23 protein-coding genes, 1 pseudogene and 1 riboswitch are annotated in these 25,331 nt (G+C 74.0%); of the genes and pseudogenes, 14 read left to right on the forward strand and 10 right to left on the reverse strand.

The window, feature by feature from the left end; genetic code table 11:
• The first annotated feature begins 19 nt into the window (after nt 1-19).
• Together ABZ920_RS08445 and otsB are read left to right on the forward strand one after the other, a co-directional pair.
• Nucleotides 20-256, forward strand: a complete 237-nt coding sequence (locus ABZ920_RS08445; RefSeq protein WP_361500184.1) for a DUF3263 domain-containing protein — start codon at nt 20-22, stop codon at nt 254-256.
• Between the two features lie 379 nt (nt 257-635).
• On the forward strand, nt 636-1,502 hold the full coding sequence (gene otsB, locus ABZ920_RS08450) for a trehalose-phosphatase (protein ID WP_361500187.1): 867 nt from the start codon (nt 636-638) through the stop codon (nt 1,500-1,502).
• A 65-nt stretch (nt 1,503-1,567) separates the two neighbouring features.
• On the opposite strand, the gene ABZ920_RS08455 is transcribed toward otsB, so the two are convergent.
• The gene (locus tag ABZ920_RS08455; RefSeq protein WP_361500190.1) at nt 1,568-3,007 is read right to left on the reverse strand and encodes a trehalose-6-phosphate synthase; all 1,440 of its coding nucleotides are present in this window, start codon (nt 3,005-3,007) and stop codon (nt 1,568-1,570) included.
• Between the two features lie 82 nt (nt 3,008-3,089).
• On the reverse strand, nt 3,090-4,058 hold the full coding sequence (locus ABZ920_RS08460) for a glucosyl-3-phosphoglycerate synthase (protein WP_361500193.1): 969 nt from the start codon (nt 4,056-4,058) through the stop codon (nt 3,090-3,092).
• 172 nt (nt 4,059-4,230) lie between these two features.
• Nucleotides 4,231-4,397, forward strand: a riboswitch (SAM riboswitch).
• 18 nt (nt 4,398-4,415) lie between these two features.
• Between ABZ920_RS08460 and thrC the strand changes: the two genes are divergently transcribed.
• From thrC to ABZ920_RS08485, 5 genes are all read left to right on the forward strand, one after another.
• The gene (gene thrC / locus ABZ920_RS08465; RefSeq protein WP_361500196.1) at nt 4,416-5,699 is read left to right on the forward strand and encodes a threonine synthase; all 1,284 of its coding nucleotides are present in this window, start codon (nt 4,416-4,418) and stop codon (nt 5,697-5,699) included.
• On the forward strand, nt 5,696-5,971 hold the full coding sequence (locus ABZ920_RS08470) for a MoaD/ThiS family protein (RefSeq protein WP_361500198.1): 276 nt from the start codon (nt 5,696-5,698) through the stop codon (nt 5,969-5,971). Before thrC ends, ABZ920_RS08470 begins: the two co-directional genes overlap by 4 nt.
• 431 nt (nt 5,972-6,402) lie before the next feature.
• Nucleotides 6,403-6,606: a cold-shock protein gene (locus ABZ920_RS08475; RefSeq protein WP_004986573.1), complete on the forward strand. Its 204-nt coding sequence runs from the start codon at nt 6,403-6,405 to the stop codon at nt 6,604-6,606.
• A gap of 1,187 nt (nt 6,607-7,793) precedes the next feature.
• Complete coding sequence (gene groL, locus ABZ920_RS08480) at nt 7,794-9,416, forward strand: chaperonin GroEL (protein ID WP_361500201.1); 1,623 nt, start codon at nt 7,794-7,796, stop codon at nt 9,414-9,416.
• Between the two features lie 217 nt (nt 9,417-9,633).
• Nucleotides 9,634-10,767 carry an NADH:flavin oxidoreductase gene (locus tag ABZ920_RS08485; protein WP_361500204.1) on the forward strand — a complete coding sequence of 378 codons (1,134 nt, stop codon included), beginning with the start codon at nt 9,634-9,636 and terminating at the stop codon, nt 10,765-10,767.
• A 215-nt stretch (nt 10,768-10,982) separates the two neighbouring features.
• On the opposite strand, the gene ABZ920_RS08490 is transcribed toward ABZ920_RS08485, so the two are convergent.
• From ABZ920_RS08490 to ABZ920_RS08500, 3 genes are all read right to left on the reverse strand, one after another.
• Entirely contained in the window at nt 10,983-11,564 is a 582-nt protein-coding gene (locus ABZ920_RS08490; RefSeq protein WP_361500207.1) for a hypothetical protein, read from the reverse strand.
• A gap of 784 nt (nt 11,565-12,348) precedes the next feature.
• Nucleotides 12,349-13,296, reverse strand: a complete 948-nt coding sequence (gene murQ, locus ABZ920_RS08495; protein WP_361500210.1) for an N-acetylmuramic acid 6-phosphate etherase — start codon at nt 13,294-13,296, stop codon at nt 12,349-12,351.
• Between the two features lie 186 nt (nt 13,297-13,482).
• A complete protein-coding gene (locus tag ABZ920_RS08500) occupies nt 13,483-14,415 on the reverse strand; it encodes a MurR/RpiR family transcriptional regulator (RefSeq protein WP_361500213.1) in 933 nt (310 codons plus the stop codon).
• Nucleotides 14,416-14,471: 56 nt separating this feature from the next.
• On the opposite strand from ABZ920_RS08500, the gene ABZ920_RS08505 reads away from it, so the two are divergent.
• Entirely contained in the window at nt 14,472-14,855 is a 384-nt protein-coding gene (locus tag ABZ920_RS08505; RefSeq protein ID WP_361500215.1) for a hypothetical protein, read from the forward strand.
• A 36-nt stretch (nt 14,856-14,891) separates the two neighbouring features.
• Complete coding sequence (locus tag ABZ920_RS08510) at nt 14,892-15,170, forward strand: DUF4031 domain-containing protein (protein WP_361500218.1); 279 nt, start codon at nt 14,892-14,894, stop codon at nt 15,168-15,170.
• A gap of 245 nt (nt 15,171-15,415) precedes the next feature.
• Here ABZ920_RS08510 and ABZ920_RS08515 read toward each other — a convergent pair whose 3' ends face one another.
• The 3 genes and pseudogenes from ABZ920_RS08515 to ABZ920_RS08525 form a co-directional block, all read right to left on the reverse strand.
• Nucleotides 15,416-16,483, reverse strand: a complete 1,068-nt coding sequence (locus ABZ920_RS08515) for a GNAT family N-acetyltransferase (RefSeq protein ID WP_361500221.1) — start codon at nt 16,481-16,483, stop codon at nt 15,416-15,418.
• Nucleotides 16,484-16,511: 28 nt separating this feature from the next.
• Nucleotides 16,512-17,156 carry a hypothetical protein gene (locus ABZ920_RS08520; protein ID WP_361500440.1) on the reverse strand — a complete coding sequence of 215 codons (645 nt, stop codon included), beginning with the start codon at nt 17,154-17,156 and terminating at the stop codon, nt 16,512-16,514.
• A gap of 72 nt (nt 17,157-17,228) precedes the next feature.
• Nucleotides 17,229-17,663, reverse strand: a pseudogene (locus ABZ920_RS08525) (ATP-binding protein); the annotation flags it as partial.
• A 108-nt stretch (nt 17,664-17,771) separates the two neighbouring features.
• On the opposite strand from ABZ920_RS08525, the gene ABZ920_RS08530 reads away from it, so the two are divergent.
• The 4 genes from ABZ920_RS08530 (at nt 17,772) to ABZ920_RS08545 (ending at nt 20,485) form a co-directional block, all read left to right on the forward strand.
• Nucleotides 17,772-18,617 (forward strand): helix-turn-helix transcriptional regulator, encoded by an 846-nt coding sequence (locus ABZ920_RS08530; protein WP_361500224.1) that lies wholly within the window; start codon nt 17,772-17,774, stop codon nt 18,615-18,617.
• Nucleotides 18,614-18,817, forward strand: coding sequence for a DUF397 domain-containing protein (locus tag ABZ920_RS08535; protein ID WP_361500227.1), 204 nt, complete (start codon nt 18,614-18,616; stop codon nt 18,815-18,817). The genes ABZ920_RS08530 and ABZ920_RS08535 overlap by 4 nt, the downstream gene beginning before the upstream one ends.
• Before the next feature lie 149 nt (nt 18,818-18,966).
• Entirely contained in the window at nt 18,967-19,650 is a 684-nt protein-coding gene (locus ABZ920_RS08540) for a maleylpyruvate isomerase family mycothiol-dependent enzyme (RefSeq protein WP_361500230.1), read from the forward strand.
• 85 nt (nt 19,651-19,735) lie between these two features.
• Complete coding sequence (locus ABZ920_RS08545) at nt 19,736-20,485, forward strand: copper homeostasis protein CutC (RefSeq protein WP_361500231.1); 750 nt, start codon at nt 19,736-19,738, stop codon at nt 20,483-20,485.
• Nucleotides 20,486-20,697: 212 nt separating this feature from the next.
• Here ABZ920_RS08545 and ABZ920_RS08550 read toward each other — a convergent pair whose 3' ends face one another.
• Both ABZ920_RS08550 and ABZ920_RS08555 read right to left on the reverse strand, forming a co-directional pair.
• Nucleotides 20,698-22,272, reverse strand: coding sequence for an SMI1/KNR4 family protein (locus tag ABZ920_RS08550; protein WP_361500234.1), 1,575 nt, complete (start codon nt 22,270-22,272; stop codon nt 20,698-20,700).
• Between the two features lie 292 nt (nt 22,273-22,564).
• Complete coding sequence (locus tag ABZ920_RS08555; protein ID WP_361500442.1) at nt 22,565-24,529, reverse strand: UvrD-helicase domain-containing protein; 1,965 nt, start codon at nt 24,527-24,529, stop codon at nt 22,565-22,567.
• Nucleotides 24,530-25,148: 619 nt separating this feature from the next.
• Here ABZ920_RS08555 and ABZ920_RS08560 point away from each other — a divergent pair.
• Complete coding sequence (locus tag ABZ920_RS08560) at nt 25,149-25,328, forward strand: hypothetical protein (protein ID WP_361500237.1); 180 nt, start codon at nt 25,149-25,151, stop codon at nt 25,326-25,328.
• Nucleotides 25,329-25,331 lie beyond the last annotated feature (3 nt).

Below are 25,331 nucleotides of genomic sequence, written 5' to 3' on the forward strand. Positions count from 1 at the left end.
CCGGGGTTACCGTGCCGGTATGGACGACCAGGAGCGGCTCGGCAGCAGGGAACGGGACATCCTCGCGCTGGAGCGCCGCGGCTTCGCCGGACCCGGTGCGAAGGAGCGGGCGATCCGTGAGGAGCTCGGGCTGTCCCCGGTGCGCTACTACCAGCTGCTCAACGCCCTCCTCGACGACACGCGCGCGCTGGCCCACGACCCGGTCACGGTCAACCGGCTGCGACGGGTGCGGGAGAGGCGGCGCGGGGAGCGGTGAGGTGCGGGGCGCGCGGTTCACCGGCCGCGTCGTCGTCGCTGCTGCGGCAGCGTTTCGGGCCGTGAGGGCCCCGTGCGCGGTGCCGGCCCCGGCGTCCCGCCGCCGGCGGCGCGGCCGAGGGATGGCGCAGGGCGCGTGGGTGTGCGGCGCGGACCGCCGTCGCTGCCGGACCACCGCTCGGCCGTCGGGGCGGTGCCGCCCGCCGGTGCCCGCCGGGCCGGCTGACGGGTCGCGCGCGGGTGGCCGGCGGGCAGGGGGCCGATCCGCCCGCGCCGCCGGGGCCGGCGACGGTGGGCCGTTCGCGTCCCCGTCGCGTCGTTCGGGACGACAGGCGCTTCGCGCAGGCGTGCGGTCGCGGCACGCTGGATAGGTTCGCCGTATGGGCAGCCACGACACGGACTCGACCAACCCCAGGCACCCCCTGCCGACGCCCGCCACGCAGGCCGGCCGGGACGGGCTCGACGCGATTCTCGCGCAGCCCGGGAAAGCGGTGATCGCGCTCGACTTCGACGGGACGCTCGCCCCGATCGTGCCGGACCCGGACCAGGCCCGGGCGCACCCGGACGCGGTGCCCGCGCTGGCCGCGCTCGCCCCGAAGGTGGGCGCCGTCGCGGTGGTCACCGGCCGCCCCGCCGGAGTCGCGGTGCGCCACGGCGGCTTCGCGGGCGTGCCCGGCCTGGAACGCCTCGTCGTCCTCGGCCACTACGGTGCCGAACGCTGGGAGGCCGCGACCGGCGAGGTCGTCGCGCCGCCCCCGTACCCCGGCGTCGCCGCCGCCCGCGCCGAGCTGCCCGGTCTCCTGGACCGGGTCGGCGCCTGGCAGGGCACCTGGATCGAGGAGAAGGGCCGGGCCGTCGCCGTCCACACCCGCCGGGCCGAGGATCCGCAGGCCGCGTTCGAGCTGCTCCGCGAGCCCCTCGCCGGCCTCGCGGACCGGCACGGGCTGCTCCTGGAACCGGGCCGGCTGGTCCTGGAGCTCCGTCCGCCGGGCATGGACAAGGGGGTGGCCCTGGCGGAGTACGCCCGCCGGGTCGGCGCCGGCTCCGTTCTCTACGCCGGCGACGACCTCGGCGACCTGCCCGCCTACGCCGCGGTCGACACCCTTCGCTCGGACGGCGTCCCCGGCGTGCTCGTCTGCAGCGGCAGTACCGAGGTCACGGAGCTCGCGGACCGGGCCGACCTGGTGGTCGACGGCCCGGCGGGCGTGGTGGAGCTGCTGACGGCCCTGGCGGAACGGCTGCACTGAGACCGGCGCCCCGGGCCGACGCCGAGCCGGCGTCGGCCCGGGGCGCCGGTGCGGCCGGGCCGTTGTCAGCCGGCTTCGCCGTCCAGCTCGGTGAGCTGGTCGAGGAACCACTGGGCCGGCGGGAGCGCCGTCGCGGCCGCCGCCAGCCGCTTCGAGCGCTCCGCCCGCTCGTGCTCCGGCATCCGCAGCGCCTCGTGCAGTGCCGCCGCCGTCCCGACCACGTCGTACGGGTTCACCGCGATCGCGTCCTCGCCCAGCTCCGCGAACGCCCCGGCCTCCCGCGAGAGCACCAGCGCGCAGCCCGCGTCCGACACGACCGGCACCTCCTTGGCGACCAGGTTCATGCCGTCCCGGATCGGGTTCACCAGCGCCACGTCCGCCAGCCGGTAGGCGGCCAGCGAGCGGGCGAAGTCGTCCTTGACGTGCAGGACGACGGGGGTCCACCCGGGCGTGCCGTACCGCTCGTTGATCTCCTCCGCGAGCCGCCGCACCTCGGCCGTGTACGCGCGGTAGACCTCGAGGTCCTGGCGGGAGGGGTAGGCGAAGGCCACGTGGACGACCCGCTCGCGCCACTCGGGGCGGTCCTCCAGCAGCCGCCGGTAGGCCAGCAGGCCGCGCACGATGTTCTTCGACAGCTCGGTCCGGTCCACGCGCACGATCGTCCTGCGCGGAGCGCCGTCGGGTCCGGTGCCGATCTCCTCGCGCAGGGCGGCCATCCGCTCGTCCACGTCGGCCCGATGGGAACGGTCGCGCAGGAACGCGGCGTCGGCCCCCAGCCCGTGCACGCCCACCCGTGTGTCCCACAGCCCGCCGACGATCTCCTCGCAGCAGCCGGCGAACGCGTCCGCCCACCGCCGGGTGAGGAAGCCCAGCCGGTCGGCGCCCAGCATGCCGCGCAGCACCTGCTCGGCGATGTCGTCCGGGAGCATCCGGAAGTAGTCGACGGGCGCCCAGGGCGTGTGCGAGAAGTGGCCGATGCGCAGGTCCGGGCGCAGATCGCGGAGCATCCCCGGGACCAGGGTGAGGTGGTAGTCCTGGACGACGACGGCCGCGCCCTCGGCCGCCTCCTCGGCCAGTGCCTGGGCGAAGGCGCGGTTGTAGGCCTCGTACGACGCCCACTGGCGCCGGAACTCCGCGTCGAACACCGGCTCCAGCGGCGTCTGGTACAGCATGTGGTGGACGAACCACAGCACCGAGTTGGCGATGCCGTTGTAGGCGTCGGCGAAGACGCCGGCGTCGATGTCGAGCATGCGGACCTGCTGGCCGCCGGTCGCGTCGGCCGGCAGCCGGCGGCCGCCCTCGAAGCGGCGGGCCGCCTCGCGGTCGGCGTCGCTCAGGGCGGCGCACACCCACACCGCGCCCGCCTCGGGCCCGATCGCCGACAGACCCGACACCAGCCCTCCGCCTCCGCGTCGGGCGTGCAGCGAGCCGTCCTCGCGCAATTCGTACGAAACCGGGCCGCGATTGGACGCGACCAGCACCTCGGCACCGTGCGTTGAAGCCATACGCCTCAACCTAGCCCGGCCCGGAAACGCTCAAACGTACGGTTCCGGTTCGTACCGGCCGGACCGGCGGGGAGGGCGGTCTTCACGCCACCCACCGGGAGGCGTACTCCGCGACCTCGATCATCGGCGGCCGCTCCTCGGTGTCCACCGGGTACGTCCGCGGCGCGAAGCCGTGCTCGACCCGCTCGAACTGGGTGAGGGACGGCCGGAGGAGATGGCCGCGCGCCAGGCGCAGCTGGGCGGTGCGGTAGATCGCGGCGGCCATGCGGCCCAGCGCCTGCCCGTCCTGGTGGCGATGCCGGCGCACGCCGACGTCGACCTGGGCGAGGGCGTCCAGGCCCACCAGGTGCAGCGCGTCGACGAGCATGCCGAACTCGACCCCGTAGCCGACCGGGAAGGGCAGCCGCTCCAGCAGCGAGCGGCGTGCCGCGTACTCGCCCCCGAGCGGCTGCACGAAGCCGGCGAGCTGCGGCCAGTGCATGTTGAGCAGCGGCCGGGCCATCAGCTCCGTGACACGTCCGCCCTGCCCGGCCACCACGCCGGACGCCTCTTGGCCGGCCAGGGCCAGCGGGCGGTCGTACATGGCCTTGACCAGGTCGACGCCGGGGTCGGTGAGCAGCGGGCCCACGATCCCGGTGACGAAGTCGGAGGAGAACTCCCGCAGGTCCGCGTCGACGAAGCAGACGATGTCGCCCTTGGTGACGAGCAGCGAGCGCCACAGCACCTCGCCCTTGCCGGGCACGGCCGGGATGCGCCGGAGTATGTCGTCGCGGTGGACCACCCGCGCGCCCGCGGCGGCGGCGACCTCGGCAGTGCGGTCGGTCGAGCCCGAGTCGACCACGACGATCTCGTCGACGAGCGGCGCCCGCACCACCAGGTCGCGGCGGATGGCGGCGACGATGTCGCCGACCGTCTCCTCCTCGTTGAGCGCGGGCAGCACGACGCTCACCGACGTGCCGCCGGCGCGTTTTGCGGCCAGGATGCTGTGCAGCGGACGATCGGTGACGGACCAGGAGCGGGTCCTGAGCCAGCGCTCGACTTCTTCCAGCATGGTCGGCGGCTCCCTCACTGATGCCTCGGATCACGGTGACGGAACGCACGGTTCGTGATCCGTCTCGCGGTTCGGACGACTCTCTGAACTGTCCTGGCCTTCGGTTACAGTCTTGAACAACGCGGGTGACCATCGCATGTCGGGAGGCCACCGCGCGCCGACAATCACATACCGCTCATCCAGAGGGGCAGAGGGACACGGCCCGATGAAGCCCCGGCAACCCTCCAGCCGGTTCTCGTGACGATCGCTGTGCGAGCACGGATCGTCCCCGCGAGGCTCCCGGCTAGGGAAGGTGCCAAATCCGTCTCACGGCGAGATGCGTCGTGAGGAAGATGAGGAGAAAGGGCCTCGCCTCACATGGCTGTGCAGACAGTTGCAAGCAGCACCGACTCCGCCGTCGACCTCGGCCCCGCCGCGGCCCTGAGCTGTCGCGAGTGCGGCCACCGCGTCCCCCTCGGACCGGTCTTCGCGTGCGAGGAGTGTTTCGGCCCGCTGGAGATCGCCTATGACTTCTCGGCGTACGACACCGAGGAGCTGCGCGGGCGGATCGAGGCGGGTCCGGCGAACATCTGGCGCTACGCGCCCCTGCTGCCGGTCCCCGCGGACGTGGCGACCAAGCCGAACCTGAACCCGGGCTGGACCAGGCTTGTCCAGGCCGACCGCCTCGCCCGCGAGCTCGGCGTGACCGGCGGGCTGTACGTCAAGGACGACTCCGGCAACCCGACGCACTCCTTCAAGGACCGCGTCGTCGCCCAGGCCCTGGAGGCCGCCCGCGCCTTCGGCTTCACCACGCTGTCCTGCTCCTCCACCGGCAACCTGGCCGGCGCCGTCGGCGCCGCGGCCGCCCGCGCCGGATTCCGCTCCTGCGTGTTCATCCCTCACGACCTGGAGCAGGGCAAGGTCGTCATGGCCGCCGTCTACGGCGGCGAGCTCGTCGGCATCGAGGGCAACTACGACGACGTGAACCGCTTCTGCTCCGAGCTCATCGGCGACCCGGCCGGCGAGGGCTGGGGCTTCGTCAACGTCAACCTGCGGCCGTACTACGCCGAGGGCTCCAAGACGCTGGCCTACGAGATCTGCGAGCAGCTCGGCTGGCGGCTGCCCGACCAGATCGTCGTCCCGGTCGCCTCCGGCTCCCAGCTCACGAAGATCGACAAGGGCCTGCAGGAGCTGGTCCGGCTCGGGCTGGTCGAGGACCGGCCGTACAGGATCTTCGGCGCCCAGGCCGAGGGCTGCTCGCCGGTGTCCACCGCCTTCAAGGCCGGGCACGACGTCGTCCGCCCGCAGAAGCCGGACACCATCGCCAAGTCGCTGGCGATCGGCAACCCGGCCGACGGCCCCTACGTCCTCGACATCGCGCGCCGCACCGGCGGCGCCGTGGAGGACGTGAACGACGAGCAGGTCGTCGACGCCATCAGGCTGCTCGCGCGCACCGAGGGCATCTTCGCGGAGACGGCGGGCGGCGTGACCGTCGGCGTGACGAAGAAGCTGATCGAGGCGGGCGTCCTCGACCCGGCCCTGACGACGGTCGTCCTCAACACCGGTGACGGCCTGAAGACCCTGGACGCGGTGGCGGGCACCGGCCCGACCGCGACCATCCGCCCGACCCTGGACTCCTTCCGAGAGGCTGGCCTCGCATGAGCGTGACCGTTCGCATCCCGACCATCCTGCGCACCTACACCGGCGGCCGGGCCGAGGTGACCGCCGAGGGCGCCACCCTCGCCGAGGTCATCGAGCACCTGGAGAAGAACCACACCGGCATCGCCGCCCGTGTGCTGGACGACCAGGGCAAGCTGCGCCGCTTCGTCAACGTCTACGTCAACGACGACGACGTCCGCTTCGAGCAGGGACTGCAGACCGCCACCCCCGACGGCGCGGGCGTGTCCATCATCCCGGCCGTCGCCGGCGGCTGATCATTACCTTCGGTAACTCCCGTCACCGCGCGTAGGTCGTATTGCCCCCTCCGTGAGAGAAACGGAGGGGGCAATTCCGTGTGATTGAGCGCGGTAGAGTTGGGGAACGCGTTCCCGGTTCGTGCCTCGGACGCCTTTGATTTCTGCCGCTCGCCCGACAAGAAGTAGCCAAAGTCCGGGTCTTTTCCGCGGCTTTTGTTCTGTTTATGGGGCCCGACTTGCCCTGAAATCGGGCGAATTGTCGGCATATTCCCGACCCCCGGGCGTCCGGAATTCTCGTCCGGATGACCTGTTGCAGACGGCAGTTGGACAGATACATTCAGCCGCGGTCGACGCGTTCCGGCGCACGCCCCCAATCCATGGGGGGTGAGGTCTGACCCGGATCCGCGAAGTGTGGATCTGTGCAAGGGCCAGTAATAGGGGAGTTAGGCATGGCTCAGGGCACCGTCAAGTGGTTCAACGCGGAGAAGGGGTACGGCTTCATCGCGGTCGACGGTGGTGCGGACGTCTTCGTCCACTACAGCGCGATCCAGATGGACGGCTACCGCACGCTGGAAGAGGGCCAGCGGGTCGAGTTCGAGATCTCGCAGGGCCAGAAGGGCCCGCAGGCCGACATGGTCCGCGTCACGGCCTGAATCGCGCGACCACCACGAGCGACGTTCTTTCGAAGGGCCCGTGTCTCCGCTGAGACGCGGGCCCTTCGGCGTGCCCGGGGTCCGCGGGAGGCGGCGCGGCCGGCGGTCGCCGTGAGCGGCGGGGGTCCGGGGGCCGGTGCCGTCCCGGAGGGCGGCGGTCGCCGCGGGACGCGCAGGCGCACCCGTGCGCACGCCGGCTGCCGCCTGGCGCAGGCGCACCCGTGCGGGCGCCGGCCGCCTCGGGGACGGGCGCACTCGTGCGCGGCGCGCCCCGGGGGCGGACCTCTTGTGTCCGGCGCCGTTCCGGGGGCGGACACGCTCGTTCCTGGCGCGCCCCGGGGGCGGACGCCTTGTGTCCGGCGCCGTTCCGGGGGCGGATGCGCGCCCATGCCCGGCGCCGTCACGGAGGCGGCTGCGCGCCCGTGCCCGCCGCCGTCATGGAGCGGGCGCATGCTCGTGCCCCGCGCCGTCACAGGGGCGCAGCCGGGCTCGGCCGGGCGCTGCCAGGGAGGCGCGCCCGGGCTCGGTCCGGTGCTGCCGGGGGGCGCACCCGCTCGCGGCTCGGCTGGCCCGGGCGTGGACCACTGCCCGGTCCGGTGCTGCCCGGGGGCGGACCGTGCTCGGTCCGGTGCTGCCAGGGGGGTGCACCCCGTGCTCGGTCCGGTGCTTGCCCCGGGGGGTGCACCCCGTGCTCGGTCCGGTGCTGCCCCGGGGGTGGACCCGTGCTCGGTCCGGTGCTGCCCCGGGGCTGGACCCGTGCCCGGTCCGGTGCTGCCGCGGAGGTGGACCCGTGCTCCGCCCGGTCTGCCACGGAGGTGCACAGGGCGTGGCGCCCGGTGCCGCCGCGGGGCGCACATGACTTCGCGCCCGGTGCCGCGACGGGGGCGCGCGTGGCTTCGCGGCCCGTGCCGTCGGGGGCGCACGGGTGTTCGTGCGCGGGGCCGTCGCGGGGCGCGCCGGTGTTCGCGCCCGGCTGAGTCGGCCGCGGACCACCCGGAGTCGCTTGCACTCTCATGGGTCGAGTGCTAATCATTGCGTTAGCACTCTGAAGGTGAGAGTGACAGCGAAGGACCGGGTCGGTGAGGCCACGGACCGGGTGGGGCAAGGAACCTCCGGTCGGGGCCGTCCGTCGCGGGCGCGGGCGCGGTCCGAAGTAATCACCCCCAGTCCTGGAGGGACCACTTCACATGGCCAAGATCATCGCGTTCGACGAGGAGGCGCGGCGCGGCCTCGAGCGCGGCATGAACCAGCTCGCGGACGCCGTCAAGGTGACCCTCGGCCCCAAGGGCCGCAACGTCGTCCTCGAGAAGAAGTGGGGCGCCCCCACGATCACCAACGACGGCGTCTCCATCGCCAAGGAGATCGAGCTCGAGGACCCGTACGAGAAGATCGGCGCCGAGCTGGTCAAGGAAGTCGCCAAGAAGACGGACGACGTCGCCGGCGACGGTACGACCACCGCGACCGTTCTCGCCCAGGCCCTGGTCAAGGAGGGCCTGCGCAACGTCGCCGCCGGTGCCAACCCGATGGCGCTGAAGCGCGGTATCGAGAGGGCCGTCGAGGCCGTCTCCGCCGCCCTGCTCGACCAGGCCAAGGAGGTCGAGACCAAGGAGCAGATCGCCTCCACCGCCTCCATCTCCGCCGCCGACACCCAGATCGGCGAGCTCATCGCCGAGGCGATGGACAAGGTCGGCAAGGAAGGCGTCATCACCGTCGAGGAGTCGCAGACCTTCGGGCTGGAGCTCGAGCTCACCGAGGGCATGCGCTTCGACAAGGGCTACATCTCCGCCTACTTCGCGACCGACATGGAGCGCATGGAGGCGTCGCTCGAGGACCCGTACATCCTCATCGCCAACTCCAAGATCTCCTCGGTCAAGGACCTGCTCCCGCTGCTGGAGAAGGTCATGCAGTCCGGCAAGCCGCTGCTGATCATCGCCGAGGACGTCGAGGGCGAGGCCCTGTCGACCCTGGTCGTCAACAAGATCCGCGGCACCTTCAAGTCCGTCGCCGTCAAGGCCCCGGGCTTCGGCGACCGCCGCAAGGCCATGCTCGGCGACATCGCCATCCTCACGGGCGGCGAGGTCATCTCCGAGGAGGTCGGCCTCAAGCTGGAGAACGCGTCCCTGGACCTCCTGGGCCGCGCCCGCAAGGTCGTCGTCACCAAGGACGAGACCACCATCATCGACGGTGCCGGCTCCCCGGAGCAGGTGCAGGGCCGCGTGAACCAGATCCGCGCCGAGATCGAGAACAGCGACTCCGACTACGACCGCGAGAAGCTGCAGGAGCGCCTGGCGAAGCTCGCCGGCGGTGTCGCGGTCATCAAGGCCGGTGCCGCCACCGAGGTGGAGCTCAAGGAGCGCAAGCACCGCATCGAGGACGCCGTCCGCAACGCGAAGGCCGCCGTCGAGGAGGGCATCGTCGCCGGTGGTGGCGTGGCCCTGCTGCAGGCCTCCCAGGTCTTCGAGAAGCTGGAGCTCGAGGGTGACGAGGCGACCGGCGCCAACGCCGTGCGCATCGCGCTCGAGGCCCCGCTGAAGCAGATCGCCGTCAACGCCGGCCTCGAGGGCGGCGTCGTGGTGGAGAAGGTGCGCAACCTGACCCCGGGCCACGGCCTGAACGCCGCGACCGGCGAGTACGTCGACCTGGTGGCCGAGGGCATCATCGACCCGGCGAAGGTGACTCGTTCCGCGCTGCAGAACGCCGCCTCCATCGCCGCGCTGTTCCTCACCACCGAGGCCGTCATCGCCGACAAGCCGGAGAAGGCCGCCGCGCCGGCCGGCGGCGGCATGCCGGGCGGTGACATGGACTTCTGATCGGCCCCTGGTCGATCGCCGTCCCGCACGTACCGAGGGCGGCACTCCCTGGAGACAGGGGGTGCCGCCCTCGGGCGTGTCCGGGATCACAGACGGGGCGCCGCCAGGGGCGGAATGCCGGAGCGGGGCGTGCGGGTTGTCGTAGGGACAGGTTTCGATGCGCGTGCACATACCATCCGGTACCCTGCCCAGGACCCCCGATCGAGGAGCCCCTCACGTGACTGCCAACGCCTCCGAGTCCGCCTCCCGCGCGGCCGAGATCCTCTCCCGTCCCGTCGTGCTGAACGGCCTGACCGTCCCCAACCGGATCGCGATGGCCCCGATGACGCGCATGTTCTCCCCGGGCGGCGTGCCCGGCGAGGACGTGGTGTCGTACTACGCCCGCCGCGCCGCCGCGGGCGTGGGCCTCATCGTCACCGAGGGCACCTACGTCGGGCACGAGTCGGCCGGCATCAGCAGGCGCGTGCCGCGGTTCCACGGTGAGGAGCAACTGGCGGGCTGGGCGAAGGTCGCCGAGGCCGTGCACGCCGCGGGCGGCACGATCGTGCCGCAGCTGTGGCACATCGGCATGGTCCGCGAGCAGGGCAAGGGCCCGTTCCCGGACGCGCCGGCCGTCGGCCCCTCCGGGCTGCGTGTCGACGGCACCGCGGGCACCGGCAAGGCCATGACCCAGCAGGACATCGACGACGTCATCGGCGCGTTCGCCGAGGCGGCGGCGGCCGCCGAGCGCATCGGCTTCGACGGCGTGGAGCTGCACGGCGCCCACGGCTACCTGGTCGACCAGTTCCTGTGGGCGGGCACCAACCGCCGTACGGACGCCTACGGCGGCGACGTGGTGGCCCGCACCAAGTTCGCGGCCGAGCTGGTGGCGGCCGTCCGCGAGGCGGTCTCGCCCGAGTTCCCGGTGATCTTCCGCTTCTCGCAGTGGAAGCAGGAGGCGTACGACGCCCGGCTCGCCGAGACCCCGGAGGAGCTGGAGGCCCTGCTGACCCCGCTGGCGGCGGCCGGTGTGGACGTCTTCCACGCCTCCACGCGCCGCTACTGGCTCCCGGAGTTCGAGGGCTCGGACCTCAACCTCGCCGGCTGGACCAAGAAGCTGACGGGCAAGCAGGTCATCTCGGTCGGCTCCGTCGGCCTGGACGGCGGTGACTTCCTCAAGGCGTTCCAGGGCGAGGGCGCGTCGGTGGGCAGCCTGGACAACCTGCTGGACCGGCTGGAGCGCGAGGAGTTCGACCTGGTCGCGGTCGGCCGCGCGCTGCTCCAGGACCCCGAGTGGGCGGCGAAGGTCCTCGGCAACCGCTTCGACGAGCTGAAGCCGTACGAGGCGTCGGCGCTGCAGACGCTCAGCTGAGCCCCGCCGGACGACGGCGGAACACTGGGCCGGCGCCTCCCCGCCGGGGAGGCGCCGATGCGTTTCCGGGAGCCCGGCGGCGACGGCGGGGCGCCGACGGCCTTCCCGGCGGTCCGTGTCCTGCCGGGGGAGCCGCTCGCGTCGGGGCGGTGGTCGCGATACTTCCGGTGCCCGGGGCCGGGCCGTCGTCCGGCAGTCCGGCCGAGTGAGGCCGGTCAAATGCCGCCCATGGGCTCGATGTCGACCCGCATCGGTGTGCCCCAGACGCGCACCACCTCGTAGTCGGTGAACTCGTGCACGAGCCGGTACGCCATGGCGGCGCGCGGGGCGCGGCGCTGCGCGGCGAGGTACTGCTCGGCCTCGTGCCGGTCGCGGCGCGGGGTGCCGCACAGCTGCCACTCCCTGCCGTTCCACTGCTCCGGCAGCCAGCGCTGCTGGGGCTGCGGGCGGTCCTCGCGCACGCCGTACCGGGAGGGGGCGGCGGCGACCGGCTCGGCCGGCCGGGCGTAGGCCGGATAGGAGCCGTTGAGTTCGGAACGGCGGGCGGCCCGGCGCCGGGTCTCGCACAGCAGGCACAGATCGGGGGCGGCCTCGTCGACGGGCCCGTTCGGATGCTCGGGGCAGCGGGTGGCGGGGGCGGCGGTGCTCACGCTCTCCTCCAGCAGGTCGAGCGCGCGCCGCAGATCGCCCTTGATCTCGTGCAGTCTGGCGTCGGGCGTGTCCGCGCCGAGGGCCTCGCCGTGCTCCCCGAGGAGACGCAGGGCGCGGCCGAGGGCGGTGAGCTGGGCGTGGTTCATGCTGCCAGTCTGCGCCCTGCCCCCGTCCGCGCGTGCCCGGGGCCGCCTCTCCGCCGGACGCCGGCTGCCGGGGCCTCCCTCCGTCCGCGCGTGTGGGGGGCCGCCGCCCCGTCGTAGGCCGCGTGCCGGGGGGTTCCTCCGTCCGCGGGTGTGGGGGGCCGCCTCTCCGTCGTAGGCCGCGTGCCGGGGGGTTCCTCCGTGCGCGGGTGTGGGGGGCCGCCTTTCCGTCGTAGGCCGAGTGCCGGGGGGTTCCTCCGTGCGCGGGTGTGGGGGGCCGCCTTTCCGTCGTACGCCGGCTGCCGGGGGGGTTCCTCCGTCCGCGCGTGTGGGGGGGCCGCCGCCCCGTCGTAGGCCGAGTGCCGGGAGGTTCCTCCGTCCGCGCGTGTGGGGGGCCGCCTCTCCGCCGGACGCCGAGTGCCAAGGTGTCCCTCCGTGCGCGCGAGCCCGGGGCCGCCCCGTTGTACGCCGGTTCCCGGACATGCTTCCGGCCGGCCCCGGCCCGGCCCGCCCGCCGGGCGGCGCGGGCGGCTTCGGCGCCGCGTTCGACCGGGCGCCCGGGGATCGGCGCGGGCACATACGGCGAAGCCCGCCCCGGGCGACGGGACGGGCTTCGTACTGGAGCGCCGGGCAGGCCTTGCACCTGCATCTCCCCGCAGGAAGCGGGACGTCTTTCCTTGGACCACCGACGCGTGACCCGGCGGCAGTTTCTGCCGGCCAGCTCAAGATCGAGTATAGCCGTACTCACCCGTGAGAGTGAAATCCGCGCCGAGGGGCGCCGCGTACGTCAGCCGTCCGCCGATCCGGTCGCCGCCGACAGGGCCGCGCGCAGATGTCCGTGCGACGCGGCGAGCAGCCGTGCGGCCGTCGGGCCGTCGACCCCGGCGAGGAGCACCAGGATCGCGTTCTTCACCTCGCCGTCGGTGGCGGCGAGGGCCTGCTCGATCTCGTCGTCCGGCGCGCCCGTGGCCAGGGCGACGATGCGGCGGGAGCGGGCGCGCAGCTTGTCGTTCGAGGCCCGCACGTCGACCATCAGGTTCCCGTAGGTCTTGCCCAGGCGGATCATCGTGATCGTCGAAAGCATGTTCAGGACCAGCTTCTGCGCCGTGCCCGCCTTCAGCCGGGTCGAGCCGGTGACCAGCTCCGGGCCCGTGACGATCTCGATGCCGTGCTCGGCGGCGGCCGCCAGCGCGCTGCCGGCGTTGCAGGCCAGGCCGATCGTGAGCGCGCCCAGCCGCCGGGCGTGCTCCACCGCGCCGATGGCGTACGGGGTGCGGCCGGAGGCGGAGACGCCGACCACCGTGTCGTCGGGGGTGAGGCGGAGGGCGTCCAGGGCCTCGGCCGCCAGCTCCCGGGAGTCCTCCGCGCCCTCCACCGACGTGACCATGGCCGCGGGGCCGCCCGCGATCAGGCCGACGACCTGCGCGGGGTCCGTGTTGAAGGTGGGCGGGCACTCGGAGGCGTCGAGGACGCCGAGGCGGCCGGCGGTGCCGGCGCCGGCGTAGAGCAGCCGGCCGCCGCGTGCCATCCGCTCCGCCACGGCGTCGATCGCGGCGGCGATCTGCGGCAGCCGCTCGGCGACGGCGGCGGGCACGGTCGCGTCCTCGGCGTTCATGAGCCGGGCGATGTCGAGGGTGGGCAGCCGGTCGATGTCGGAGAGCTCGGGGCGGAACGCCTCGGTGGTCAGCGTCTCCAACTCGGCGCGCAGTTCGCGGTAGTGGGGCGTGAAGGTCATGGGAGCGGCTCTTTCCGGTGCTTTCCAGTGCGGGGCGACGCGACGCCCTCGGGGAGGGCGGCGCGCGGCGCGGACGCCGCGGCCTGCCCCGGCGGTCGGGTCCTGCGGTCTGCCGCACGGCGCCGGCGGTGCACACCGCGGTCGCCCGCCGTGCGGTCCTGCGGTCCTGTCGTGCGGTCCGGCGGTCTACCGCGCGGTGCTGCGGTGACGGTGGGCCAGGGCCTCGTACGACGCGGCCAGCGCGGGCGCCGCCGTCTCGTACGTCCGCTGGGCCACACCGACGAACAGGCAGTCCACGACGAGCAGTTGACTGGTGCGGGAGGACATCGCCGCCGGGCGCAGTTCGCTCTCGCGGGCCGTGGAGGTGGTCAGCACGTGGTCGGCGTACTGCGTGACGGGCGCGTTCGGCCGGCCGGTGATCGCGACGGTGGTCGCGCCCCGCTCGAAGGCGACGCGCAGGGGTTCGATGACGTCGCCGGTGGAACCGGAGTGGGTGATCGCGATCGCCACGTCGCCGGCGCGCAGCTGCACCGCGTTGGTGACGGCGAGGTGCGGGTCGCTCGGCGCGTGGGCTATCAGCCCTATGCGCAGCAGCTTCTGGGTGAGGTCCTGGGCGACCAGGCCGGAGGCGCCTATGCCGTACACGTCGGTGCGGCGGGCGGCCGTGAGCGCGGTGACGGCCGCACCGAGCTGGACCGTGTCCAGCCCGGCGGCGGTGTCGGCGAGGGTCTGCTGCTCGTCGTAGGCGAGCTTGGCGACGACGTCGGCGATGGGGTCGTCCACCGCGATGTCGGTCGTGATGGCCGGCGCCCGGCCGGACTGCTGCTGCGCGGCGAGCCCGGCGAGGGCCAGGCGCAGGTCGCGGTAGCCCGGATAGCCCAGCAGGCGGGCGGTGCGCACGACGGTCGCCTCACTGGTGCCGGTGAGCTCCGCGAGGCCGGTGACCGTGAGGGCCGCGCAGCCGGCCGGGTCGCTCGCGACGGCCTCGGCGACCCGTTGCATGGAGCGGGTCATCGACGGCGCGAGGGTGCGGACCTTGGCGGCGAGCGCGGCGGGTGCGGGTGGTGCGCCGCCGGGCCCGCTCCCCGGTGCGAAAATTTCCTTCACTTCCTGGGTCACATGATGAAAGATATTTTCGACTCGGACGTGCGGTCAAGAGTGCGCACAATGGGGGCATGGAAGCCATCAGCCCCCTGGAGCAGGCGCTGCACGCCGCTCGCGCCCTCGTGCTCGCCGACCTCGTCGCGGGCCGGGTCGCCGAGGCCGACGTGGTCTCCCTGGTGGAGGACTCCGTCGCCGGGCGCCGCTGGTGGGTCGAGCAGTGGCCGGACGGCGTGGCGTTCGTCGCCGGCCTGGTCGCGCAGGACGTGCAGGACGCGCTCCTGGAGCGGTACGGCCGCTGGCCGCTGTGCCCGGTGTGCGCCTCGGGCGACCCGCACGCGCTGGACGTCGAGCCGGAACTGGGCCCCGACCCGCACTGGGTGTGCCCCCAGGCGGGGGTGAAGGTGGCTCCGGTCGGCTCGCTCGGGCAGGCGCTGCGCGGGGAGCCCTCCTCGTGACCGTCCGGACGAGGGGCGGGGCGCCGCGGTGACGCCGTGACGGTCTACATCGACCCGCCGACGTGGCCCGGACACGGCCGCCTGTGGTCCCACCTCGTCAGCGACGACTCGTACGCCGAACTGCACGCCTTCGCGGAGGCGTTGGGCGTGCCCCGGCGGGCCTTCGAACGCGACCACTATGACCTGCCGTCCCACCGGTACGCCGACGCGGTGGCGGCCGGGGCGGTGGAGGTCAGCAGCCGCGAGGTGGTGCGGCTGCTGCACGCCTCCGGACTCCGTCGCCGCAAGGGGCTCGCACGCCGGGGCTGCGGGTAGGCGCCGGCGGCGCGCCAGGTCGGGCGGTGCGAACGCGGTCCGGGGCCTGCCGCCGCAAGGGGCTCGTGCGCCGGGGCTGCGGGTAGGCGCCGGCGGGGCGTCGGGCGCTGCGGTGCGAACGCGGTCGGGGCCTGCCGCCGCGGCCCCGCCGCCGCCCGGAGGGCCGGGCGGACGGCGCCGCGACAGGCGGGGCGGACGGCCCGCGACGTCGGGCCCGGACGCCGGGGTGCTCCGCACGACAGGACCTAGCGGCGCAGCTCGTAGGTGATCTCCTCGTCGTTCCCGCCGGTCCGTGCGAACCCGGCGCGCGACACCACACCGTGCGAAGGGGCGTTGTCCGGGGCGACGTTCGCGCACACCACCCGTACCTCGTCGCGGGCGAGGGCCCACTCGGACAGCGCGCGCAGGGCCTCGGTGGCGTAGCCGTTGCCGCGGGCGGCCTCCGCCAAGTCGTAGCCCACCTCGACGCGGCCCGCCGCGTCCGGGGCGGAGTGGAAGCCCATCCCGCCGACCGCGCGGCCGTCCTCCCGGCGGACGAGCACGAACACGCCCCAGTCGGGGCGGTGCGAGCCCTCCTCGTAGGCCTTCAGCATCATCCCCGCGGCCTCGCGGGTGCCCTCGCACGGGCCGCCGTCGATCCACACGAAGCCGCCGTCGCCGCCCAGCCGCAGGTCCTCGGCCGCGGCGGGGGTGACGCCCTGGAGAGTGAGGCGTCCGGCCTCGATCACGAGGTTGTTCTGCCAGCGCCACTCGGTGACCGGCGCGCGGCCGGGCAGCTCGCCGCGGCCGGTCGCCCACAGCAGGGTGGGCCAGGGCGCCGGGCCGGGCGGGACCTGCGGGAAGATCCGGGTCAGGACGTCCTCGGCGAGCTCGGCGGGCGGCTCGTAGGCGAGTCGGAGGCCCTCGGCGATGTCGTGCGTGTGCAGCAGCACCTCGGCGACGCCCATCGCGGCGAACCCCTCGCGGTTCGCGCTGCCGAAGGGGAACGGGTGGAAGGCGCGCACATCACGCGGGGTGGTGCGCAGGGTGGCGGAGAGCAGGGCGCCGGTCGTCCCGATCACGTCCAGGACGTCCGCGGGGCCGGTGCCCTCGTCCAGGGTGATCTCGAAGGGGACGTAGGCCCGCTGCGCACGTCCGGCCAGCTGCCCCGCGTACGCCAGCAGGGCGCCGGCGACGTGCTCGCCGGTCCGCCGGCAGCTCCACTCCAGCCGGCCGGCCCGCACACCGTCCCAGTCCCGGTCCGTCGCCGTCCGCAGCAGCGCCACGGCGCCCGCGACGGCCTCCTCGACTTGTTCCCCGCCCATTGGTCGCATACGCGGCAGGGTAGGCGGGAGCCGTCCGTCAGGTCGACAGCATTTCCAGCTCGGCGGCGACGTTGTAGCGCGCCGTCGCCTCCCACTTCGAGGCCCCGTACGGCGTCCTGAACAGCTGCGGCAGATCGAGCAGTTGGCGCAGGACGGTGGCGCGGCCCGCGCGGAAGGCGTCGTTCGGCACGAAGTGGTACTCCTCGCGGACGGCGGCCGTGTAGGCGGCGTACACCGACGGCGGCGAGGCGAGGACCGCCAGGTCGGCGTCGCACAGCACCTGTCCGTCGCGGTCGTCGCCGGCCGGGTCGTGGGTGACCGTGAGGCGGACCAGGCGGGCGACTTGCTCGGTCTTCTCCGGGGGGACTCCGGCCTCGGTGAGGGCCCGTTCGGCGAGCCGGGCCGAACGCTCCTCGTTCTCGGACCGGTCGGGCAGGTACACCGCGTCGTGGAACCAGGCGGCGAGCCGTACGGCGTCCGGGTCGTCCGCGTACTGCTCCAGCACGTCGACGTGGTCCAGGACCGAGGTGAGGTGTTCGAGCGTGTGGTAGCGCCGCTGCGGCTCCTGCCAGCGGGCGAGCAGGTTGTCGGCGTACGGCGCGGGGTCGGGACCGCCCCCGGGGCCGCGGGCCCCTTCCAGGGCACGGGCGAAACGGGCACGCAGGGCGTCGGTGTCGGCCATGGGGCCATTCTTCCCGGCGCGGGCCCGTCCCTGTCCCGCGCCGCGCAGCTCCAGCTCGGCCCGCACCGTCTTGCCCGGGCCGCCCTCCGCGCGCGGCTCGACGGACAGCCGGGCGGCCAGACAGGACACCAGCCACAGACCGCGGCCCCCCTCCGCCTCCAGGTCCCGTGGGGCGCGGGGCCGGGCCGAGGGCAGGTCTCCGTCCCGGGTGTCCGTGACCTCGACGCGGACGACGTCACGGGCGGCGGCCAGCGTGAGCCCCAGACGGAAGTCGCGGCCGGGGACGAGTCCGTGGGTCACCGCGTTGGCGGCGAGTTCGGCCACGACGAGCGTCACGGTCTCGTTCACCTCCGACTCGTACGGGAAACCCCAGGCGTCCAAGCGGTGGGAAGCGAGCCGCCGGGCCAGACGGGCGCCTCGCGGGGTCGCGGTGAAGCACATGGCGAACTCCTCGGCCTGCGGCGCGTGTCGGTCGCTGTGCTCGATGGGGGGACTTTCGGTCGTCATGGGAGCGAGCGTGCCGTCGCGTACGTACCGTGACCAGCAGCGGGCCCCTTACACAGCGTGGCTGTAGGGATGCCCCGAGTGTCTGTCGGTGCGGGAGAGGGGCAGCCCATGGTGCAGGGTGTGGAGCAGTCGGGAGCGGCGCGGAGCGAGGAGCCCGCCGACGAGTTGCTGCGTTCCTTCGGCAGGCAGGTCAAGATCCTCCGCGAGCGGGCCGGGCTCACGCAGTCCGCGCTCGCCCCACGGCTCGGATACAGCGAGGCGCAGATCGCCGCGATCGAGCAGGGACGCCGGATCCCGCGTCCGGAGACCATCGACAACCTCGACAGCCTGCTGGACGGGGGTGGACTGCTCCTCGCTGCAAAGCGGGCCGTGGCCCTCACCCGGTACCCGGCCTTCTTCCGGGACGCCGCGCGAATCGAGGAGGAGGCCGTCGAGTTTCACGCCTACGCGGTGCTGGCCGTGCCCGGCCTGCTCCAGACCGAGGAGTACGCGCGGACCATGTTTACCGTGCGCAGGCCCCGGCGGCGCGAAGACGAGATCGAGCAGATGGTGACGGCGCGAATGGCTCGCCACAAGATCTACGAGCGGAAGCCCGCTCCAACGCTCAGCTTCGTCATCGAAGAGTCCGTACTGGAGCGGCCGTTCGGCGGCAAAGCTGTGCTGCGTGGACAGCTGGAGCACATGTTGCTCGTTGCCGAAAACCCGCACGTTGAGATCCAGGTCATGCCGACTCGGGTCGTCGATCATGCGGGAGCGGATGGTCCGTTCACGATGATGACCCCGGAGGGCGGGGAGCAAGTCGCGTACGTGGAGAGTCAAGGCAACGGGCGTGTGATCACCAAGCGGGAAAGCGTACGTGGGTTCGCCGTGCGGTATGGAATCCTGCGGGCACAGGCGTTGTCCCCTGCCGAATCCGTGCGCCACATCGAGAAGTTGCTGCAAGGAGACCTATGAACACCGAGCAGTCCCAGGCCAAGGTGCTCCACTGGTTCAAGTCCAGCTACAGCGGTGGTGAAGGCGGCGAGTGCGTCGAGGTCGCCACTCTCCCCGCCTCCGTCCACGTCCGCGACTCCAAGGACACCGGCCGGGGTGTCTTCACGGTGGCGCCTGCCGCCTGGTCCGCGTTCGTCGCTCACGCGCGCCGCGCGCACTGACCCGGAGCCGGTGTCGACAGGGTCGCCCCTTCGGAGGCGGCCCGAGTTGTTCCCGTCGGGACGGCGTGCGCCCCGTGCGTGGCGCGGTCGGCCGGACGGTGGGTCCCGGTTCGGGACGTGCGGCCGGGTCCCGCACTAGCGTGGCCCTCATGACGACCCCTGCTGATGTGCCGAACGAACGAGACCCCGAGCTGCCCGGCCGGCTGCTGGCCGCGGAGCGGGACGCGCTGATCCCGTTGCTGCGGGGCAGGGCCGAGGAGGACTTCGCGCTGCCGGTGGCAGCCTGTCCGGGGTGGACGGTGCGGGATGTGCTGGCGCACTGTTCCGCCGCGTTGATGCGGGTGGTGGAGAACCGGTTCGAGCCGGGCGTGTTCTCACCCGAGTCCAACGACCGGGACATCGCCGAGCGGGCCGAGTGGGACACCCCGCGTGTCGTGGACGAGCTGGAGCGCGGGATGACCGAGGCCGGGCCGGTGATCGCGAAGGCCGGCGGGGCGCTGGACAAGATCGCGCTCGGCGAGTGGGTGCACGCCGGTGACGTGCGCGAGGCCCTCGGTGAGCCGGGGGCCTACGCCGGTGCCGGGCTGCCGCACGCCCTGACGCTGCTCGCCCACGTCACCCGCGAGGCGGGCCGCCCGCCCGTGCACGCCGACCTGGACGACCTGGACGAGCCGCTGCGCCTCGGCGACCTGGACGGCGGGCGGACTCCGGCGCGCTACATCGGCGACGCCGCCACCCTGGTACGGCTCTGCGCCGGGCGTCCGCTGCCGGCGTCCGGGCCGTCGTACGAGCTCGCGGGCGCGGAGAAGGACGAGCTGAACGTCTTCGGGTGACCGCCGCCCCCGCGGGGCCCTGAGCGGCGTAGGCTGGGATTGGACTAGACCTGTAGCGCCCAGGGAAACCGTGGAGAGGGGTTCCATGAGCACGCGTGCAGTCCTGGAGGTGATCGCCCTCGACGCGGGCGACGCGGTCGCCGCCGAGGCGGGCGGCGCCGACCGCCTCGAGCTGGTCACCGACATGGCGGCCGACGGGCTCACCCCGTCGGCCGCGGACTTCGCGGCGATCCGTGCCGCCGTCGACCTCCCCCTGCGGGTGATGCTGCGTCTGGCGGACGGGTTCGCCGCGGGCGGGGCCGACGGCGTGGACCGGCTGGTCGGGACGGCCGGTGAGCTGCGCGCCGCCGGGGCCGAGGAGTTCGTGCTCGGGTTCCTGGACGAGGCGGGCGCGGTGGACCTGCCCGCCGTGGAGCGGGTCGTCACCGCGCTCCAGGGGTGCCGGTGGACCTTCCACCGGGCGATCGACCGGGCCGCCGACCGGGACGCCCTGCGCAAGCAGCTCGACGGGCTGCCCGGCCTCGACACGTATCTGACGGCCGGGGCGGCGGCGGGTGTGGACCACGGGCTGCCCACGCTGGCCGCGGAGGCCGGACGGAGCGGTGAGGCGGGGTACGAGCAGCAGATCCTCGTCGGCGGCGGGCTGCGGCTCGACCACGTGCCCGCGCTGCGGGCCGCCGGCATCGACGCCTTCCACATCGGCGGGGCGGCCCGCCCGGACGGCTGGGCGGGCCCGGTCGGCGCCGACGCGGTCGCACGGTGGCGGGCGGTGCTGGACGGCGCGCCCGACGGCGTCCCGGCCGGCGCCCGGCAGGGTGGCTCCGTTCCCGAGTAGCGGTTCCGGCTCACCTCCTGTGGAACCCCGCAGGGCTGCTTTCCCCCGGCCCCTCTTCAGCGCAGCGCACCTGCGAGGAGATCTCAGGTCCACGTCCTCGTCCGATCAGGTGCGCCGCGCCTGTCGGGCACCGCTGACCAGCCGCAGCGCGACGATTCGGTGCGGCCCCCGCGGGTCCCGCCACCACCGAGCGGGTCCCGGGAGGGCGCGTGTCACCCGCCGGCGGCCTCGAGGGTGCCGGAGAGGCGGAGGGCGTTCCCCGTGTCGAGGCCGAGGTGGGCCGCCCAGGCGAGAGCGTCGTCGAAGGTGGCGTCCGCGTCGGCCAGGCGCGCGGCGACGAGGGTGGGTGGCACCTTGGCCTCGTTCACGAGGGCGGTCCACTGGCGGGCGGTGAGGGAGAGGTAGCGGAGGTCCTGAAGGTCGGCCAGGACGGTCAGGTCCGGGACGTCGGCTCCCGAGAGATCGATACCCCGCAGGTGGGGGACGGTGCGCAGGGGGCTGATGTCGACCGGGCCGGTGGTGGCCAGGTCGAGCGAGGTCAGGTGGGGGTGGGCTGCGAGGGGGGTCAGGTCGGCTCCGGCGAGGGTGACGCGCAGCGACTCGACGGACAGTTCCCGCACGGGGGTCAGGTCGGCCGTGGTGGAACGGTTGAGGTGCAGGCGGCGGAGCCGGGGTGCGGCGGTGAGCGGGGCGAGGTCGACGAGGCCGGTGACGTCGTTGACGTGGATCGCCTGGAGGGTGGGCGGGACGTCGCCCGGGATGTCGCCGCCGACGATCTGCTGCGGGGCGGGATCGCGGTCGGGTTCGATCAGAAAGATGTGGTCGCCGTGCTTCTCGAAGGCGCCCTGGTTCAGGAGTTCCAGGTGGTGGCCCAAAAGTGAGGTGATCGAGTCGGCGACGTGGAAGGGGCCCTCGTCGTAGTCGCGGCCGGTCCGGATGATCTGGCCGGGACGTCCGTCACGGGCCGGAGCCGTGTCCACGGCCAGGAAGTTGCCGTCCTCGCTGCTGCCGAAGCGCAGCCAGCCGGGGTGGCCCCCACAGCGGCGGACGGTGTCGGCGGGTGCGGTGTCGAAGACGACGGCGTCCCACTCCAGGTCCCAGCCGTACCAGGGCCGCTCGTCCGCGCCCCACTCGGTGCGCTCGGCGACCATGCTCTCCAGTGACAGCCAGGCGTTGTTCCGGAACAGGTACCGGTTCTCGTGTCCGATGCCGTCCCCGTCGGCCACCAGGTACAGCGCCCGCAGGTCGGGGGGCAGGCGGTGGCCCAGGCGGCGTTCGGCCTCCTCGATCGCGGCGGCGGTGGCGGGCGGGGGCAGTTCCTCGGGGTGGCCCAGGATCGCGGCACGCCGCTCGAGGTAGTCACGGAAGCGGGCCACGGCCGCCTCGGGGTCGCCCGCCGGCGCGGCGGTGCCGGACTCCTGGAACAGACCCGGCTGGGGCAACCGGTAGCCGGGGTCCAGGACCACCTGGAAGCCGCCGTCCGTCCCGGTCACCCTGCTGACGGCGTCGCCGAAGGCGACCAGGCGGTACTCGCCGGACGGCCGGCACCGGATCTCCAGGCTGACGGGTTCCCAGCCGCGGTCCTCACGCAGTGTCTCCGCCAGCCCCATCAGTTCCACGTAGGGATTGGGCAGGCCGCTGCGCCAGTTCTCCCCCTGCCGGCTGTAGCCGCCGGTCACTCCGGTGCCGCCCCGCCCTGCCCGGCCGTGCAGCACCGCGTGCGTCCAGCCGTTCGGGGCCCCGGCGGCGATCGCCTCGACCACCGGTCGTACCGCCTGCTCCACCATGCTCTGCTCCCGTGCTGTCGACGATGCCGGGCAGCATGGCAGCGGCCACTGACATCGAGGGCGGCGGGTGCACCTCAACGCGCCGGACATCGACGACAGCAAGAAGCGTGGGGCTTCGTCGCCTGGTCGGGCTCATCTTCCGTGACGCGGCACTGCGCGTTCTGGTCCGCGGAGCGGGCGCAGGCCCCGAGGCGCCGGTCCCCCCGACGCCGCAGGACCGGTCCGCCGGACGCCGACGCGCCACCGCGGACGCTGGGGCCGGCACCCGTCCGCCTCAACGGGGCCGGCCGGGTCAGGAGAGCTGCGCCGGCAGCGGGGCCCTGTGGGTGACGATCAGGCCCGACACCGCTCGGGTCAGCGCCACGTACAGGCGGCGCAGGCCGGTGCGCTCGTCGGGTTCGCCGTCGACCACGGCCCGCGGTTCGTCGAGGACGACGTAGTCGTACTCCAGGCCCTTGGCCAGCGACGCCGGCACCAGGGTCAGCCGGGTCTCCCGGGTCGTCTCCTCACCGGGGGCCAGGTGGGGCAGCCCGGCCTCCGACAGCGCGGCCGCGAGCGCCGGGACGCGGGCGTCGGCGGCGATGAGGCCGGTCGAGCCCTCGTGGCGCAGCAGCTCCTCGCAGGCCGCGACCACGTCCGCGTCGCCGGTGATCGCGCGGACGGCGAAGAAGCCCGGGTTCTCCCGCACCGACGCGACCGGGGTGAGGCCCGGCGCGATGTGCGGCAGCAGGCGGGAGGCGTAGCCGATGACGTCTGTCGGCACACGGAAACCCGCCGTCAGCTCCTCGACCACCCCGTCGGGCTTGCCGAGGTGGGTGAGGGTCTCCTCCCAGGTCCGCGTCGCCCAGGGCGTGGTGCCCTGCGCCAGGTCGCCGAGGACGGTGGCCGAGCCGGTGGTGCAGCGCCGGCCGACGGCCCGGTACTGCATGGGGGAGAGGTCCTGGGCCTCGTCCAGGACCACGTGCCCCAGGGAGTGGGTGCGCTGCACCAGGTCGGCGGCCTCGTCGATCAGCACCGCGTCGGCGGCCGACCACCTGGCCGACTTCACCGACCGGACGGGCTTCGCCCACAGGAGCGTCTTCTGCTCCTCCTCGGTGAGGATCCCGTCCGCGTGCGCGGCGAGGAAGTCCGCGTCCGTCAGCAGCCGCAGCACCAGCTTCGCCGGGTCGACCGGCGGCCAGATCGCCTTGACGGCGGCCTTCACGGCCGCGTTCCGGGCGACGGCGTCCTGCACCCGGTCGTCCGGAGCCTCGCCCGCGCGCTCCATCTGCACCAGCACCGCGTGCGCGATGCGCTGCGGCAGCGCCTCGCGCGCGGCGCCGTAGCGGATGCCCCGGTCCAGCAACTCCCGGACCATCTCCTGAAGGTCGTACGCCGGGACGCGCCAGCGCCGTGAGCCGCGCACCACCACGACCGGTTCGGCGGGCACCGCGACGTGCGCGTACAGGGCCCTCCTGAGCACCTCGGCCATCCGCGCGTCGCCCTTGACGAGCGCGGCCGCCGCGTCGTCCGTCCCCCGGACCTCCACGTGGGCCACCAGGTCGTCCACCGTGGCCTGCCGCACGGTCAGCTCGCCGAGCGCGGGCAGCACCTGCTCGATGTAGTGCAGGAAGGACCGGTTCGGCCCGATCACCAGGGTGCCGGTGCGGGCGAGCCGCTCACGGTGGGCGTACAGCAGGTAGGCGACCCGGTGCAGGCCGACGGCCGTCTTGCCGGTGCCGGGGCCGCCCTGCACGCAGACCGTGCCCGACAGGCCGGACCGGACGATCTCGTCCTGCTCGGGCTGGATGGTGGCCACGATGTCGCGCATCGGGCCGACGCGCGGACGCTCGATCTCCCGCTGGAGCAGCCTGCTCGCGCCGGCCTGCTCCGCCGGGTCCGACAGGTGCTCGTCCTCGTACGCCGTGAGGTCGCCGCCCGTGTAGCCGAAGCGGCGGCGCAGCGCGACGTCCATCGGGTCCTTCCTGGAGGCCCGGTAGAACGGCTGCGAGACCGGCGCGCGCCAGTCGATCACCATGGGGTCGCCGTCGGCGTCGTGCACGTGCCGGCGCCCGATGTAGAACCTCTCGCCCTCGGCGCCCTCCGCCCGGTCCGCTCCCGGTGCGTGCAGGTAGTCGAGCCGTCCGAAGAACAGGGGGGTGTCGCTGAGGTCGGCCAGTGCCTTGATGCGCTCGTCGACCTGGCGGGCGAGGACCTGGGCGTTGACCCAGTTCGCGGCGACGTCGCGGAGGTCGAGCGCCTCGACGTCCTCCCGCATGGCGCGCAGGGCGGCGCGGGAGGCGGCCAGGTGCGACCGTTCCCGCGTCAGCGGGTCGCCGGCGGGGCGGACGGGTCCGGCGCCGGCGTCGGCGGGGCGCGCGGGGTCGGGGTCCGCCGTGGCGGAGGACGCGGGGGACGCGGGGGTCGAGGGGGACAAGGGGTGCCTCCGGTTGGCCTGGTGCGGGAGGGGCGGCGCGGAGGAGGGCGCGCGTCGCCGGCTCGCTGCGGTGACTCCTGGATGCCGTCCGGTTTCCGTGCGGACGACGGCGCTCCCGGCGGGGGGAGGCGGGCAAGAGCGGAGATTCTAGGGCGTGGCGGGAGTGGAGGGCCAATGGATTTCCCCGGGCGCGCCGGTGCCCCGCCGCCTGCCCGGGCCTCCGCCGCGGACATCACCGGGCCCCCGGCCGAGGGCAACCCCGGCCCCCGCCGCGGGCAACCCCGGCCCCCGCCGCGGGCGTCCCCGGGCGCGCGCACCCCCGGCGTCCCGGGCGGAACCCCTAAGGGAAACCGTCCGTCCCGGGCAGGGGGTCGGCTCCCTCCAGAGGGGTACGCGGAAGCCGACGAGGCGGCACCGCGGACCGATCCAGGTCTCGGGTTCCGGAAAGCACCCTTGAGTCATGAGCGCAGCGACCACCACCCCACGCCCCGCCCGCCCGGCCGGTGCCACGGCTGTGGGGGGCGACCACCACCACCGTCTGGGCAACGCCCTGCGCGCCGTCAAGGTGTTCGCGGGCGCCGTCTTCGACGTCGTCATCCTCGGCGAGTACGGCGAGGAGGCGGGCGTACGCCGCAGGTGACCG

The sequence above is a fragment of the Streptomyces sp. NPDC046831 genome, assembly GCF_040645305.1.
Taxonomy (GTDB): Bacteria; Actinomycetota; Actinomycetes; order Streptomycetales; family Streptomycetaceae; genus Streptomyces.

Bases quoted from the DNA above. Each gene is read 5' to 3' on its own strand.
- ABZ920_RS08555 (WP_361500442.1), bottom strand. From the start codon at position 24,529: ATGCGGGAGGACGTCGAGGCGCTCGACCTCCGCGACGTCGCCGCGAAC.
- ABZ920_RS08455 (WP_361500190.1), bottom strand. From the start codon at position 3,007: ATGGCTTCAACGCACGGTGCCGAGGTGCTGGTCGCGTCCAATCGCGGC.
- ABZ920_RS08475 (WP_004986573.1), top strand. From the start codon at position 6,403: ATGGCTCAGGGCACCGTCAAGTGGTTCAACGCGGAGAAGGGGTACGGC.
- ABZ920_RS08535 (WP_361500227.1), top strand. From the start codon at position 18,614: ATGAACACCGAGCAGTCCCAGGCCAAGGTGCTCCACTGGTTCAAGTCC.
- ABZ920_RS08530 (WP_361500224.1), top strand. From the start codon at position 17,772: ATGGTGCAGGGTGTGGAGCAGTCGGGAGCGGCGCGGAGCGAGGAGCCC.
- ABZ920_RS08560 (WP_361500237.1), top strand. From the start codon at position 25,149: ATGAGCGCAGCGACCACCACCCCACGCCCCGCCCGCCCGGCCGGTGCC.
- otsB (WP_361500187.1), top strand. From the start codon at position 636: ATGGGCAGCCACGACACGGACTCGACCAACCCCAGGCACCCCCTGCCG.
- ABZ920_RS08550 (WP_361500234.1), bottom strand. From the start codon at position 22,272: ATGGTGGAGCAGGCGGTACGACCGGTGGTCGAGGCGATCGCCGCCGGG.
- ABZ920_RS08460 (WP_361500193.1), bottom strand. From the start codon at position 4,058: ATGCTGGAAGAAGTCGAGCGCTGGCTCAGGACCCGCTCCTGGTCCGTC.
- ABZ920_RS08505 (WP_361500215.1), top strand. From the start codon at position 14,472: ATGGAAGCCATCAGCCCCCTGGAGCAGGCGCTGCACGCCGCTCGCGCC.
- ABZ920_RS08520 (WP_361500440.1), bottom strand. From the start codon at position 17,156: ATGGCCGACACCGACGCCCTGCGTGCCCGTTTCGCCCGTGCCCTGGAA.
- ABZ920_RS08515 (WP_361500221.1), bottom strand. From the start codon at position 16,483: ATGCGACCAATGGGCGGGGAACAAGTCGAGGAGGCCGTCGCGGGCGCC.
- murQ (WP_361500210.1), bottom strand. From the start codon at position 13,296: ATGACCTTCACGCCCCACTACCGCGAACTGCGCGCCGAGTTGGAGACG.
- groL (WP_361500201.1), top strand. From the start codon at position 7,794: ATGGCCAAGATCATCGCGTTCGACGAGGAGGCGCGGCGCGGCCTCGAG.
- ABZ920_RS08490 (WP_361500207.1), bottom strand. From the start codon at position 11,564: ATGAACCACGCCCAGCTCACCGCCCTCGGCCGCGCCCTGCGTCTCCTC.
- ABZ920_RS08540 (WP_361500230.1), top strand. From the start codon at position 18,967: ATGACGACCCCTGCTGATGTGCCGAACGAACGAGACCCCGAGCTGCCC.
- ABZ920_RS08545 (WP_361500231.1), top strand. From the start codon at position 19,736: ATGAGCACGCGTGCAGTCCTGGAGGTGATCGCCCTCGACGCGGGCGAC.
- ABZ920_RS08470 (WP_361500198.1), top strand. From the start codon at position 5,696: ATGAGCGTGACCGTTCGCATCCCGACCATCCTGCGCACCTACACCGGC.
- ABZ920_RS08445 (WP_361500184.1), top strand. From the start codon at position 20: ATGGACGACCAGGAGCGGCTCGGCAGCAGGGAACGGGACATCCTCGCG.
- thrC (WP_361500196.1), top strand. From the start codon at position 4,416: ATGGCTGTGCAGACAGTTGCAAGCAGCACCGACTCCGCCGTCGACCTC.